The sequence below is a fragment of the Snodgrassella sp. ESL0324 genome, from assembly GCF_013344955.1.
Taxonomy (GTDB): domain Bacteria; phylum Pseudomonadota; class Gammaproteobacteria; order Burkholderiales; family Neisseriaceae; genus Snodgrassella; species Snodgrassella alvi.
Window position 1 is genome coordinate 1 of sequence record NZ_JAAEDS010000010.1, and the last position, 13,560, is coordinate 13,560.

13 protein-coding genes and 1 pseudogene are annotated in these 13,560 nt (G+C 42.5%); 5 read left to right on the forward strand and 9 right to left on the reverse strand.

Translation table 11 applies throughout. The features are described 5' to 3' along the window. Positions 1-12 precede the first annotated feature (12 nt). From trmL to GYY70_RS01980, 8 genes are all read right to left on the reverse strand, one after another. Entirely contained in the window at positions 13-495 is a 483-nt protein-coding gene (gene trmL, locus GYY70_RS01945; protein WP_174831094.1) for a tRNA (uridine(34)/cytosine(34)/5-carboxymethylaminomethyluridine(34)-2'-O)-methyltransferase TrmL, read from the reverse strand. A gap of 194 nt (positions 496-689) precedes the next feature. Next, the gene (locus GYY70_RS01950; RefSeq protein ID WP_084561957.1) at positions 690-1,097 is read right to left on the reverse strand and encodes a hypothetical protein; all 408 of its coding nucleotides are present in this window, start codon (positions 1,095-1,097) and stop codon (positions 690-692) included. Beyond that, complete coding sequence (locus tag GYY70_RS01955) at positions 1,043-2,365, reverse strand: phosphatase PAP2/dual specificity phosphatase family protein (RefSeq protein WP_174831096.1); 1,323 nt, start codon at positions 2,363-2,365, stop codon at positions 1,043-1,045. The genes GYY70_RS01950 and GYY70_RS01955 overlap by 55 nt, the downstream gene beginning before the upstream one ends. After that, positions 2,362-4,122: a bifunctional alpha/beta hydrolase/class I SAM-dependent methyltransferase gene (locus GYY70_RS01960; protein WP_174831098.1), complete on the reverse strand. Its 1,761-nt coding sequence runs from the start codon at positions 4,120-4,122 to the stop codon at positions 2,362-2,364. The genes GYY70_RS01955 and GYY70_RS01960 overlap by 4 nt, the downstream gene beginning before the upstream one ends. Next, a complete protein-coding gene (locus GYY70_RS01965; protein ID WP_037393225.1) occupies positions 4,115-4,759 on the reverse strand; it encodes a 1-acyl-sn-glycerol-3-phosphate acyltransferase in 645 nt (214 codons plus the stop codon). Before GYY70_RS01965 ends, GYY70_RS01960 begins: the two co-directional genes overlap by 8 nt. 3 nt (positions 4,760-4,762) lie before the next feature. After that, positions 4,763-5,677 (reverse strand): phosphatidate cytidylyltransferase, encoded by a 915-nt coding sequence (locus GYY70_RS01970; protein ID WP_174831100.1) that lies wholly within the window; start codon positions 5,675-5,677, stop codon positions 4,763-4,765. A gap of 1 nt (position 5,678) precedes the next feature. After that, positions 5,679-6,278, reverse strand: a complete 600-nt coding sequence (locus GYY70_RS01975; RefSeq protein ID WP_174831102.1) for a CDP-alcohol phosphatidyltransferase family protein — start codon at positions 6,276-6,278, stop codon at positions 5,679-5,681. Positions 6,279-6,563: 285 nt separating this feature from the next. Further along, positions 6,564-7,394, reverse strand: a complete 831-nt coding sequence (locus tag GYY70_RS01980) for a MetQ/NlpA family ABC transporter substrate-binding protein (RefSeq protein ID WP_084547198.1) — start codon at positions 7,392-7,394, stop codon at positions 6,564-6,566. A 133-nt stretch (positions 7,395-7,527) separates the two neighbouring features. Between GYY70_RS01980 and dinG the strand changes: the two genes are divergently transcribed. From dinG to GYY70_RS02000, 4 genes and pseudogenes are all read left to right on the forward strand, one after another. After that, positions 7,528-9,660, forward strand: coding sequence for an ATP-dependent DNA helicase DinG (gene dinG / locus GYY70_RS01985; protein ID WP_174831104.1), 2,133 nt, complete (start codon positions 7,528-7,530; stop codon positions 9,658-9,660). 144 nt (positions 9,661-9,804) lie between these two features. Next, positions 9,805-10,233 carry a 50S ribosomal protein L13 gene (rplM, locus tag GYY70_RS01990; protein WP_025329931.1) on the forward strand — a complete coding sequence of 143 codons (429 nt, stop codon included), beginning with the start codon at positions 9,805-9,807 and terminating at the stop codon, positions 10,231-10,233. Positions 10,234-10,242: 9 nt separating this feature from the next. Then, complete coding sequence (gene rpsI / locus GYY70_RS01995) at positions 10,243-10,635, forward strand: 30S ribosomal protein S9 (RefSeq protein WP_025329932.1); 393 nt, start codon at positions 10,243-10,245, stop codon at positions 10,633-10,635. Positions 10,636-10,781: 146 nt separating this feature from the next. Further along, positions 10,782-11,014: pseudogene (locus GYY70_RS02000) on the forward strand (tRNA-dihydrouridine synthase); the annotation flags it as partial. Between the two features lie 381 nt (positions 11,015-11,395). Here GYY70_RS02000 and GYY70_RS02005 read toward each other — a convergent pair. Next, complete coding sequence (locus tag GYY70_RS02005) at positions 11,396-12,268, reverse strand: lysophospholipid acyltransferase family protein (RefSeq protein WP_174831106.1); 873 nt, start codon at positions 12,266-12,268, stop codon at positions 11,396-11,398. Between the two features lie 103 nt (positions 12,269-12,371). On the opposite strand from GYY70_RS02005, the gene metK reads away from it, so the two are divergent. Beyond that, positions 12,372-13,541, forward strand: coding sequence for a methionine adenosyltransferase (metK, locus tag GYY70_RS02010; RefSeq protein ID WP_084547456.1), 1,170 nt, complete (start codon positions 12,372-12,374; stop codon positions 13,539-13,541). The last annotated feature ends 19 nt before the right edge of the window (positions 13,542-13,560 follow it).

The window sequence follows — 13,560 nt, forward strand, 5'->3', positions numbered from 1 at the left end:
CTGTTACTGTATCTAGGCCAGAGAGGGGAAGGACTGCTGACGCAGCGCTTCGTAGAGGACGATGGCGGCGGCGTTGGACAGGTTCAGTGAGCGGATGTGCTCTGACTGCGGAATTCGCAGACATTGCCCGGCGCGTGCCTGTGCGAATGCCTGGGGCAGTCCGGTGGTTTCGCGACCGAAGAGGAAGTAGATTTGCTGATTGGGGTCGCTGTAGTCGAACTGAGTGTAGTTGCGAGTGCCGTAGGTTTCTATCAGGTAGACTTGTGCATTAGTCTGGGTTTCAGTCATGCTGATGAATGCTTCCAGACTATCATGATAATGAATATCTACATGAGGCCAGTAATCCAGACCAGCACGCTTAAGCATCTTGTCATCTGTAGAAAAACCTAATGGATGGATTAAATGCAGGCTGGTATGTGTGCCGGCACAAGTGCGGGCGATATTGCCGGTATTAGCAGGAATTTGGGGTTGATACAGAGCTATGTGCAGACTCATCTGATTAGTTTTTTATTGATACAAAAAAGACGATTAGTATAATCTATATTGAAAATTTAAGTGACTACTGCTTTGAATGAAGAATGTGACAGATGTATCGCTTATTCGCTTAACTGTTTATGTATAAAAAATTTCTATACCATTTTAATTTAACATAAATTAATCTTATTTTTATCATTAAATCTATAGATATTTCATTTAAACACTAAAGTAATAATCCAGATTAGCCAGAGCAGAGCACAGCTTATTAAGGAATATTTGAGTTGCTTCAGTGCTCCCTGATATCTTTGTTCCAAAGTAAAATCTTGCAGTTTTTGTTTTTGCCAAATAGAAGTAAGAATAATACCAGCCTGCCGGTTATTTTCCTGAGTGAGTTCAGAGAAATAATGATTATCCAGCCATAGCCGCCAGCATTGATAAATAACTATACCGGCACCAGCTGTGATCAGTGAACGTATTAAGCCGCCAGAAGCGCAAAATATTGCCCATAATAAAGGTATTAATGCCATCAATAACAAAAAGCGCCAGCTTGCTAATGTGTGGCTGACTAACACTTTACTAAGTTCATGTTCATTGGATTCTGGGTTATGCTGATATGCCATTGCTCAAGAAGTTCCATATGTTTGGAGCCTAGTACAATTTGCGGGCGTTGTTGCTGCACAAATGTACAGGCCTGTTCTACAGTTTTAAAATCATCAAAAGCCAGCAGCCATGCTACTACTACAATGGCACTACGTGATAGTCCCAATGAGCAATGGATTAAAACACTATTGTGCTGTGTACGTAATTTTTCTAATTCACTGACAGCTTGTTGCAATTGCATCATACTGGGACAAACAAGATCCAGCATAGGTATACATGTATACACGCGATTATATGTAGATTGGGCGCGTGGAAATTCGAATGTTAAATCCAGAATGGCTTTTTGTTTAACACTGCTGCAAGGATAACTACCCATAAAAATGTGCTTATTGATTGGGCTGATAGCAGGAATTTTACGGGTATACAGCCATCTGGAAATAGTCATCAGACATCGCCAGGGAAATAACAGAATATAAGTAGCCGCTGAATATTTGCCATGCTGTGATTTATATATTGTATTAACACCAAAATGATATGAACAACTGACAATAAATAAAGATAATGCCAGCCATAATAACCATGGAGTAGAACAAATTCCAAAACATAAGCACACAAACGCTGCTATTGCATAATACTTAGCCAGCTTTTTTGACTGTGTACACGGTATATGAATATGGGTTTTTGGTATTTTTTTAGCCGGTATTAGCCAGTCAATAAACATACCAATAGCTACGCCGATGATTACATCAATAAAATGATGTTGCCATGTCGTCAGTACAGAAATACCAATTAACAGAAACCAGCAATGAATCAGCCAGCGCAGACGTTTAGGAGTATGTTGTAAAAAGTGTTGCCACAGCAGCCAGCTTAGGATGATATAGAGTATTGAAGACTGATTATAAGATAAATTAAACTGCTCCAGCTGATTAAACCACCAGCCGGTAAAACCTTCAACTTTGGGACGGATAAAGCTAAAACGAAAAGGAAATAGTAAAAAACTGATACAGGCTATTGTAGAAGCTAATACTAACCGGCAGGCCTGACGAGTCTGTTCAGATATAGAGCGACACAAAAATAAAGATATGCTATAGAGCAAAGCCAGACTACAGTAAGGAATAATGGTGAGCGGAATAAACGGGATGTATTGTTCCCAGCTATATACCACACTATTAATATCAGCTCGCGTGGCAGTAAACTGATTAACCAGTTCATACGTTACCAAGAAAAACGGCGCCAGAATGATTAACCAGCCTACTGCCAAACAGTTTAATTGACTACGCAACTTCATGATGTACGGCGAATTGCCATGGATACGCTGAAAATCCCCCATTCATCAATAATTTGTGCACATTTATCAAAACCGGCTGCACTTACCAGAGCATCCATTTCACCTTGAGAACGATTACGCATAATCCACGGCTGACCCTGACGATGGCTGGTTAAAGACCATGCAATGGTTTTCAATTGCGGGTGCCAAGGTTGATTTGTGTAAATCAGGATACCACCGGCAGGGATAGCTGCTGCTAAACCATTTAGTGAATTGCGTAACAGAGAGTTATCCGGAAAAAGTTCATACAGTCCGGAAACAATACCCAAGGTTGGTTGAGGTGTAAGTGCTGCGAGTTGCTCCTGATTGAAAGCATCACCAATTTCAAATCGCGCTTTATTGCTTAAACCATAATCAGCAATCATCTGCTGACCTTTGCTGACATTAAGTTCACTGTAGTCGCGTAATAAAATTTCTTCAACTGCATTGATATTGGATAATGCTTCAATGACATACCTGCCATGACCGGCAGCAATATCAACAACCCGAACCGGAAGATTTTTTTCCTGTAGTTTTGATACAGCTTGTTTAATCATATATTCCAGATTAATTTTGCGTTGCCGGATACCTCGCCAGCCAATGCTATTGAGATAGGCTTTGTCAAATTGTTTTCCCAGCCAGTTTTGACCCTGAGGCTGATTCTGATAAACATAATCCAGTGTACTGCCGGAATCAAAGCCAGTTTCACAACCCAGTTTAATACCATTAGAAAGTTTACCAAGGGTTGTCATACCTTTATGTAAGGCACGATAACTAAAGGCACTGAAAGAAAGCGGAACCGGTCCGCCGCTTAATTCACGCCAGTTATCTGCACTCGGGCTCCAGCGATCTTCATGCTGATAATTAAAAGCGGCTACTGGCTGCTGATATAAGGTATCGATAAAGCTGCGAATTTTTGTAAAAGCTTCTTCTCGGTTAAGTTCGCCCAATGTGTCGTGATAAAAACCGGGCAGAATGTGCATTTCTTTGAGCGGATTGCGAATACGCTGATAGAAATCCAGTTGTGGTTGCCTGTGCACTACATAATCCTGACCGGATATCAGCAGTTGCGTAGGTAAAGTAATAGCAGCAGCATCTTCAATGACGCGGTCGGCTGTACGGTATAAATCCAGTAAAATATTTACTGCAATTGCACGAGTAATCAGTGGATCGTTATTAAAACTGTTAACACGTTCGGGATCATGAGTCAGATACTTGCCTTTGACATAGGAATTAACAAAGAAAAGACCTTTCACATATTGTCCGAAACTAAGCAATGGCCGGGCAAACGGTACGTACAGTTTTACTTTAAATGCAGGAGAGGCTAATACAAGTCCGCGAATTTTCGGGGCATAATCATGTGCCCATGTTGCTGCCAGTACCGCTCCCACACTCTGGGCAATCACTATGATATTCGAAAGGGGAGTTTGGCTGTCTGCGGCAACAAAATGCATAAATTCATCCACATCCTGTACAGAACGAGCCAGAGACGGGCTGTAACCGCGAGGGCCGGGAGAGTGGCCATGCCCGCGGGCATCCCATGCATAAAAATCCGTATCCGGCATGTGCAGCTCATCCACAATGTGCTGCAAACGACCAGAATGTTCATGTCCGCGGTGAAACAATACAATAACTTTACGTATCGTGCCGGAGGTAATTGCAGGCCAGTGTCGATAAAATAATTCTTGTTTATCGCTGGTATAAAATGTACTTTCTTTTGCTTGGCGTTGTTCAGTCATCAGAATCTCTTTTCGTATATTGCGGACGCAATGCGAGTAAATTATTTAACAAATCTGCTTTAAACTGGTCCTTATCCGGCTGGTAATACATGGCACTGCCAATATTAATGTCTATGAATAGGGGCAGCGGAATACGATTACCTTTAGCCATAATCTGTTCAGTTCCCTGCAGCCATACCGGAATGATGGGTACAGTTGGCATAGCAGCGCTTAAATACCAGATACCTGATTTGAGCGGTTGCATTTTTCCGGGTTCGCCACGAGAGCCTTCTGGAAATAGGATAAGGATTTTGTTTTGACGTAAGGCTTCTTCACAGCCCTGAAGCGGATTGTTCTGACCGCCATTCTGACGGGTAACCGGAATAATGTTGAGAATATTAATTGCAAACCAGGCCAGCCATTTATTACTCAGAAAGTAATCTGCTGCAGCTACCGGATGAATCTGATTTTGCTGTAAAGGTGAGTATAGACCCATCAGTGCAAATACATCCATGTGGCTATTATGATTAGCAACAATGATTGCCGGACCCTGTTTAGGCAGATTGTGATGCTGATGAATACGCAAACCCAGCCAGAAACGCATAAACGGCCATTCTATACATAATGCAAATATGGGTTTGAGTAATGATTTAAGCATGATTTAGTAGTAAAAATAGCGAACGAAATGAAAAAATACCGGTGCAGTAAAAATCAATGAGTCCAGACGATCAAGAATACCTCCGTGGCCGGGTAATATCGTGCCGCTGTCTTTAATACCAATATCCCGCTTGATTGCAGACATGACAATATCACCACAGAATCCGCTTATACTGATGATCAGACCTGCAATTAAAGACATTTCCCAGCTCAGTGGTGTCAGTATAGGCCCCAGCAGCATGGCAGCAATTGTCGTGCTGGCTATGCCGCCAAGTAGTCCGGCCAGAGTTTTGTTCGGGCTGACTTTAGGTGTTATTTTGATTTTACCCAGAGATTTACCCCATAAGTATTGAGTAATATCATTGAATTCTGTTAAACCCACAAGGAACAGTACCAATAGTGCACCAGTTTGCTGATGATCATTCGGCAGTACCAGCAAACTGGCAACATGGCTGAAAGCAAATACAGTTGTCATCAAACCCCACTGCAATTGAGACACTGTACGCAGAAAATGTTTGGTATCACCAGCAAGAACCATTCGTACCGGTAAAAACAGGAACATATATACCGGAATAAATATAATAAAAAAACCGTACCAGTTACTGCCGATAAACCAGTAATTAATCGGGATAGTGATAAACATCCACAGGATAGGCATACGGTCTGCATGGCGTGCCGGTACCAGCGTTAAATATTCTTTTAACGCCATGAAGCTGACCAGAGCAAAAAAACATATCCCTAACCAGGATGGACTGATTAATGCCAGAGAAAACAGTATAATAATAATCCACCACGTTCGAATACGCAGTGTAAGTTCATGCCAGTCTTTATCCGGTTTCAGGTACACTAATAAGCCATTGATAACTGTAGCCAGTAATAAAAGGCTGAAAATGACCAGTAAGGATTTTTGCAACAGCATATCAGTGTTCTCCGGTCAGTGCACTGCGACAACGGTTAACACAAGTCCAGACCAGTAAGACAATTGATATACACCACAGCAGATTGTTCCATGATGTTAATTCTGGCCAGATAGCCAGTAATAAAGACCATGTACCGAAAATCAGGGCACGATCACTTTTACCCATGGGACCCGCATAGCTGCGGATGCCATTAATTGTTTGAGCAAGAATGCCGCAGAATTCCGTAAGTACTGCACAAAAGAGCATTACCAGTACCACAGTTGTATTACTGCACGGTAACAGAATGAACGGTACATATAAGGCAATATCAGATAAGACATCACCCAATTCATTTAAGACAGCACCAAGCCGGCTTTGCTGGTTACATTCACGAGCGAGCATGCCATCCAGTGCATTGAGCGCCATTCTGATAAATAATGTAATAGGTAGCAGCCAGAATAATCCCGGATGCGGAAAAATAGCCAGTATGACACCGATTAATACAGAAAGACCAATTGCAGAAAGGGTAATGTGGTTTGCTGTAACGCCTTTTCGATACAGCCAGAACATGAGCGGGCGTAATAATTTTTGAAAAGCAGGTTTGATACTGTAAAGAGTCATGCTTTTATAAATTAAGTTATGTAATTTCTATATTATAAAATGTATTTAAAAATTTTGTTTTGTTATTTTTATTAAACATGTTAGGCTGCTGTACCGCTTTATTGAGCCATACTGCAAAACTCACGTTAATAAATATTACAGTGCGGGATTTATTTTCAATGTTTTGATTAATAATTAGTGATCTGCTTATACGTTTTTAAATTTTTACTGTTACGTGATGAATTTATAGATGAATTGCCGGTAATGCGTGATAGTATTACCGGCAATTTTCAGGATGAGATAGGTTTATTCACCTTGTGGCAATGCCCACATCTGATTTTGATTGTATTTCTGCATAAATTGTTTAAATTCTGGTGATTGATAGGCTGCTTTTAAGTCTTTTGCCCACTGGGTATCTTTATTTTTTTCATTAATGGTAACCACCATTTCCATTTCCGGAATTACTTTTTCACGAAGTACGGCTTTTTTCGGATCAAGTTTAGACTGGTAAGCAATTCCACCGGAGGCGAAACCGAAATCTACTTCACCCAGTGTGCGCGGAATCATGACTGAATCCATTTCTTTAATTTTCAATTGTTTTGGATTGCTGACAATGTCTCTGGATGTTGCCAGTATCGGGTTAGTACCGGATTTGAGCTGAATGAAATGATTATCGGTCAGAATGCGCAATGCACGTGACGTATTGGCCGGATCACTGGGAATCAGCACAGTAGCACCATTGGGCGCCTGCTGAAAGGATGTGTATTTGTCTGAGTAAATGGCAGCCGGTATGGTAGGGATATGCACCAGAGGATACAGATGTGTACCTTTTTCACGGTTAAAGACATTAAGATAGGCAGTATGCTGATCCAGATTAAAATCAACCTGACCATTATTAACAGATTGATTATTCACTTCCAGCGTGGAAAAATTCATGGTTTTAATGGTGTAGCCCTGTTTTTCCAGAATAGGTTTAATGCCTTGTTCAAATACTGTGCTGTAAGGCATAGCAGAGGCACCAAAAACCAGCTCTTTTTTGGTCGTACTGGCTGCTGTGGAATCTTGCTGAGTTTTAGAGCAGGCAATAAGACCTGTTGTCACGAGACAGAATAAAACGAAATAGATAATTTTGTTCATAATGTGCCTGCTAAAAATTTAATACGGAATTTAAGTATATAATTGGAATTAGTTTGTAAATATACTGATTTTAAATAACTTTACTACTAAAAAGAATATGGGTTTATGCTATTTGCCTATTGTTTGAATTGTTATGCTTACTGATTTAGAAAAAAACGCCATACGTGATCATTACCAAAGTATTGCCAGAAGTTTGCCTAATTTCCGGCCCCGGCAGGCACAGCGGGAAATGATTGCAGCTGTTGCTAATGCATTTTCACGCACTCAGCAACAGCAGGATGGTGAGGATGCACCGGAGCGCAATGGTGAGTCTATCGTTGTAGTAGAGGGGCCGACAGGAGTGGGTAAAAGTCTGGCATATTTACTTGCCGGCGGTATTATGGCGCAGACGCGCGGCAAAATACTGGTAGTAAGCAGTGCGACTGTCGCCTTGCAGGAACAACTGGTCGGGCGTGATTTACCGTTTGTAGTCAGACACAGCGGACTGAGTCTTAGTTTTGCTCTGGCTAAAGGACGCGGACGTTATTTATGTCCCTATAAACTGTATCAATTAACCCAATTAAACGCACAGGACAGTTTGCAGGGTTTTGAACCACAAATGGTACTCTGGGAGCGGAAGCCTAAAAAAGAAGAATTGGCAGTATTGCGTAATATGGCAGATCAGTTTGCTGCCCGTACTTTTAATGGAGACCGGGATACATGGCCGGAACAAATTGACGATGGTTTATGGCAGAAAGTAACTAATGATCGCCATGGTTGTTTGAAATCCGGGTGCCCGAACCGCGCCGAGTGTCCTTTTTTTCTGGCGCGGGAGACGCTGGAAACGGTGAATGTTGTGGTAGCCAATCATGATTTACTGCTGGCTGATATCGGCATGGGCGGTGGTGTAATTTTGCCGGCACCGGCCAACAGTTTTTATTGTATCGATGAAGCGCACCATTTACCGCATAAAGCTTTACAGCAATTTGCGGCTGAACATAGTTTGAATCAGACATTATGGTTTTTAGACCGGATTGGTAATATTGTAGATAAAGTAGCTGGTGTGCTGGATAAAAGTGAACTTGCAGTGCTGGCTGTTGAAGCTGCATCGGGTTTGCAGGAAAGTTTGCAGGAATGGCTGATTTGTCTGGCTGATGAACCCAGTCTGGCAGTACAGGACGGTATCGAAGAAAGCAGCTGGCTATGGCCGGATGGTGAAATACCATCGAGTTTGAATATGCTGGTAAATAATACCGCTATCGCCGCACGAATGCTGCTGAAACATTTAAATGGTATGAATGAGGCATTATCTGCCTCCAGACGGGATAAGAATAAGGATAGCAGCCTGCTTGATCAGCTCAGTACTGATTTGGGCATGCTGCTGGCGCGAACTGAACAGGTCGTGGATGTATGGGATTTAATGTCCACGGAAAAAGTTGAAGGCGAAGCACCACTGGCTAAATGGATTACTCGGATAGCTAAAGATAAGGTTGACTACAACTTTCATGCCTCTCCCATTACCAGTGCCAGTAAGCTGGCCAGTGGTTTGTGGCGGCGGGCAGCAGGAGCATTGCTGACTTCGGCTACGTTGCGCTCACTGGGTACATTTGATTTACTGTTAAAGCAAACAGGCCTGAGCTGGCTGCCTGATACTACTATGCTGGCACTGGACAGTCCGTTTCATTTTGCAGAACAGGGTGAGCTGTATATACCGCCACTGGCAGCCAGCCCGAAAGATGCGGCAGCGCATACCAGTGAAATTGTTAATTGGCTGCCGAAGCTGATTAATGAAAGCGAACCTATTGGGACGCTGGTATTATTTTCTTCACGGCGGCAAATGCAGGAGGTCGCGCTGAAATTGCCGGACAGTCATTTGCCCTTATTGCTGGTGCAGGGAGAAATACCTAAACAGATATTATTAGAGCGCCATCATGAGGCAATTGCTGCTGGTCGTCCGAGTATTATTTTCGGTCTGGACAGTTTCGCTGAAGGTCTGGATTTACCCGGTGAGATGTGTGTGCAGGTCATTATTGCCAAGTTGCCGTTTGCTATGCCGGATAATCCGATTGAGAAAACCCGCAATCAGTGGATAGAGGCACGCGGCGGTAACCCGTTTATGGAAATTACTGTGCCGGAAGCCAGTATCAAGCTGATTCAGGCTGTAGGGCGGCTGATTCGGACTGAAACAGATTACGGCCGGGTTACTATTCTGGATAATCGTATTCTGACTGCGCGATATGGTAAACAGTTACTGGCGTGTTTACCGCCTTTCAAACGTATCGGCTGATTATGACTACAGATGTAATCATCAATGCAACTGTATCCTGCTCAGTACAGGGAAATTGTCATACAAACTCTGTACAGCAATTGACAATCAATTGATTAATCTTTAATATTAGAAGCTTTCGTATATTTATCTGGATTAGCTTTTATGAAAACCTTTTCAGCTAAGCCCCATGAGGTGAAGCGCGATTGGTATGTGGTTGATGCTCAAGACAAAGTTCTGGGTCGTCTGGCTGCTGAAATCGCCCGCCGTCTGCGTGGCAAACATAAGCCAGAATACACGCCACATGTTGATACTGGTGATTACATTATTGTAATTAACGCTGACAAACTGCGTGTGACTGGTCAGAAACAGACTGACAAAAAATACTATCGCCACTCAGGTTTTCCTGGTGGTATTTATGAGCGCACTTTTGCTGAAATGCAAAACCAGTTTCCTGGCCGTGCGCTGGAAAAAGCCGTTAAAGGTATGTTACCTAAAGGCCCGTTGGGCTATGCCATGATTAAAAAACTGAAAGTATATGCTACTGCAGAACATGGCCATGCTGCTCAACAACCTAAAGTTTTGGATATCTAAGGACACGCAATGAACGGTAAATATTACTACGGCACGGGTCGCCGCAAAAGTTCAGTGGCTCGTGTTTTCCTGCAAAAGGGTAGCGGTCAGATTATTGTAAATGGTCGTCCGCTGGATGAATTTTTTGGTCGTGAAACCGGTCGCATGATTGTTCGTCAGCCTCTGGTACTGACTGAAAATCTGGAAGCTTTCGATATTAAAGTAAATGTTGTAGGCGGCGGTGAAACCGGTCAGTCTGGTGCGATTCGTCATGGCATTACCCGTGCACTGATTGACTACGATGCAGCTCTGAAACCAACTCTGTCTGCTGCTGGTCTGGTTACTCGTGATGCACGTGAAGTTGAACGTAAAAAATTCGGTCTGCGCAAAGCACGCCGTGCAAAACAGTTCTCAAAACGTTAATCTGTATTGCCACTACCAAAACAGTTTATATATTCAAAAAAGAGCCTTTATTGGCTCTTTTTTTTGTGAATAGGTCAATAAAGATATATTGTAAATTTTGAAACAGATTACTGGCATATTATCCGCAGGAGCAACCTATTGCTTAGCAGCAGGGCGGCAGTAAGCGGGCAGTTCTAGTACAGGCTGCTATAATTACTGCTGGTTATGAGTATGATGAAATTAATCTGAACTGCGGCTGCCTCAGCACCAGCTCGCGGGTACAGCAAGGTGCTTTTGGTATCTGTCTGATGTGTGAAGTTGAACTGGTAGCACAATGCTTAATGCTATGCAGGAAACGGTTAATATTCCGGTTACGATTAAGCATCTCATCGGTCTGGATTAAATCGAGTTTTACAGACAAATATAAAAGCAAAAAATTACAAGTTATATAATTTAATAAAAATAAAACAAATCATAATTAGATAATTGTTTAATATTTTTTGCTAAATAAATTATTTATAATTTTGGTATTAATTTTAAGATTAATATATTTATTTTATTAATAAGAATTAATGATTTATATCTAGTAGAAATTAATCTATATAATTTTATTCAATATAATTTCAGATCATACTTGATAAATATTTATTAAATTGATATGACGATTTTTAATTAAATAATGTATTAAATAATTTCCGAATAATTATAATTTAAGGATAATTCTTCTGTGATTTCTATATTGTTTATATAAGATATAGTTTGCTAATTTTTTGATGGTTTTTTAGGTAGCAGGTCTGTTTTTACGCCATTTATACCGGTTGTAGCCAAACAGGTACTGGCTTGGGAAACGTGTTACCCATTTTTCAACATTATTATTAATAATCTGTGCATCATGATCGCGGTTGCCGTTGAGTGTGCCTTCAAGTGGTGCGATATGAAGAGCAAAGCCGCGACCGTGCGGCAGGCGTTCGCCGCAAAAGAACAGAGGGGTTACTTCAGGCATGATGGCCAAACGAGAGGCTAGGGTCATGGTGTAGGCAGGCTGACCAAAAAAAGTTGCCCATACACCTTCACCTTCGCCGGGTACCTGATCGGGCAGTACAATGGTAGCCTGCTTATTTTTTAATGCCCGTACAATTTGTTTTACCCCCAGCATATTGGCAGGAGCGGTATAGCCGTTATCTCGTACACGTCCGCTATTCATAACGCTTTCCAGCCAGCTTATTTTAGGCGGGCGGTACATGGCGGTAAGCGGAAAAGGCAGTTTTTCGCTCAGAAAACGGCCGGCAAGATCATAATTGCCCAGATGTGGTGTAATTAAAAGCAAACCTTCGTTGCGTTCAATAGCGGCTTCTATGTGTTCCCAGCCGTGTACTTCTTTAAATAATGAGACGATATGCTTGCTTGAGCGGGTCCAGGCTATGGATAACTCAAGCCCGCTTTTGGCTGTTTCTGCAAAAATAGATTTAACCAGTTTTTCTGATTCTTGGTCGTTGGCGGCAAGTTTGCTAAAATGCAGATTTTTAGTTGTGCGTTTACGTTCACTGGTGGCGAAGTAAAAGCCAAGGCGCCCCAGTACGGAACCTAAACCCTGTAAAACAGGTAAGGGGATTAATGCCAACAGGAAAAATATGAAATAAACCAGCTTTTGCATCCGTTCTGTATCTCAAACTCGAAAATTTGGGCGACATTGTAACAAAAGCATTTATAACTGCCCATCATAATGCTTGATTAGCATCAGAAAGTATCCGCCAATTATGAGTGAATTTCTGTTTACTTCCGAGTCGGTATCCGAAGGTCATCCGGATAAAGTTGCCGACCAGATTTCCGATTCTATTTTAGACGCTATCCTGACTCAGGATCCTACTGCACGTGTTGCAGCTGAAACTCTGGTAAATACCGGTTTGTGTGTTCTGGCCGGTGAAGTTTCTACACGTGCGCATATTAATTATATACAAGTTGCACGCGATACAATTAAACGTATCGGTTATAACTCATCTGAACTGGGGTTTGATGCCAGTGGCTGTGCGGTGATGGTGTGTTATGACGAGCAGTCTCCTGATATTGCTCAGGGGGTTAATGAAGGGGAAGGGCTTGACCTGGACATGGGTGCAGGCGATCAGGGACTGATGTTTGGTTATGCCTGTGATGAAACTCCTACGCTCATGCCGTTTGCAATTTATTATGCACACCGTCTGATGCAGCGTCAGAGTGAAGTGCGTAAAAGTGGTGAACTGCCGTGGTTGCGTCCTGATGCCAAGGCACAGCTTACCTGTGTGTATGACAGTGAAACCGGAAAGGTAAAACGTATTGATACTGTGGTGCTGTCTACGCAACATGAGCCGGATATCGAGCGTGATGAGCTGGTTGCAGCTGTTAAGGAATATATTATTAAGCCGGTGTTACCTGCTGATATGCTGACTGAAGAAACGCAATATCTGATTAATCCGACCGGGCGTTTTGTCATTGGTGGTCCGCAAGGCGACTGTGGTCTTACTGGTCGCAAAATTATTGTGGATACTTATGGCGGGGCGGCTCCTCATGGCGGCGGTGCTTTTTCCGGTAAAGATCCTACCAAGGTTGACCGCTCTGCTGCTTATGCCTGCCGTTATGTGGCGAAGAATATTGTTGCTGCCGGTCTGGCCAGTCAGTGTCAGATTCAGATTTCCTATGCTATCGGTATTGCACAGCCTACATCAATTGCGATTGATACTTTTGGTACCGGCAAGATCGATGAAAACAAGCTGATTGAAATTGTGCAGGAACATTTTGATTTGCGTCCGAAGGGTATTATTAAAATGCTGGATTTGCAGCGACCGATTTATGCGAAAACAGCGGCGTATGGTCATTTCGGGCGTGAAGAGCCTGAATTTACCTGGGAACGTACGGATAAAGCGCAATTGCTGCGTGAAGCCGCAGGTATTTAGTTCTGGTTATGTGGAAACA

Excerpts from the sequence above, each read along its gene's own strand:
- GYY70_RS01960 (WP_174831098.1), bottom strand. The coding sequence starts at position 4,122 with ATGACTGAACAACGCCAAGCAAAAGAAAGTACATTTTATACCAGCGAT.
- GYY70_RS01975 (WP_174831102.1), bottom strand. The coding sequence starts at position 6,278 with ATGACTCTTTACAGTATCAAACCTGCTTTTCAAAAATTATTACGCCCG.
- GYY70_RS01965 (WP_037393225.1), bottom strand. The coding sequence starts at position 4,759 with ATGCTTAAATCATTACTCAAACCCATATTTGCATTATGTATAGAATGG.
- metK (WP_084547456.1), top strand. The coding sequence starts at position 12,372 with ATGAGTGAATTTCTGTTTACTTCCGAGTCGGTATCCGAAGGTCATCCG.
- rplM (WP_025329931.1), top strand. The coding sequence starts at position 9,805 with ATGAAAACCTTTTCAGCTAAGCCCCATGAGGTGAAGCGCGATTGGTAT.
- trmL (WP_174831094.1), bottom strand. The coding sequence starts at position 495 with ATGAGTCTGCACATAGCTCTGTATCAACCCCAAATTCCTGCTAATACC.
- rpsI (WP_025329932.1), top strand. The coding sequence starts at position 10,243 with ATGAACGGTAAATATTACTACGGCACGGGTCGCCGCAAAAGTTCAGTG.
- GYY70_RS01950 (WP_084561957.1), bottom strand. The coding sequence starts at position 1,097 with ATGGCATATCAGCATAACCCAGAATCCAATGAACATGAACTTAGTAAA.
- GYY70_RS01980 (WP_084547198.1), bottom strand. The coding sequence starts at position 7,394 with ATGAACAAAATTATCTATTTCGTTTTATTCTGTCTCGTGACAACAGGT.
- GYY70_RS02005 (WP_174831106.1), bottom strand. The coding sequence starts at position 12,268 with ATGCAAAAGCTGGTTTATTTCATATTTTTCCTGTTGGCATTAATCCCC.
- GYY70_RS01955 (WP_174831096.1), bottom strand. The coding sequence starts at position 2,365 with ATGAAGTTGCGTAGTCAATTAAACTGTTTGGCAGTAGGCTGGTTAATC.
- dinG (WP_174831104.1), top strand. The coding sequence starts at position 7,528 with ATGCTTACTGATTTAGAAAAAAACGCCATACGTGATCATTACCAAAGT.
- GYY70_RS01970 (WP_174831100.1), bottom strand. The coding sequence starts at position 5,677 with ATGCTGTTGCAAAAATCCTTACTGGTCATTTTCAGCCTTTTATTACTG.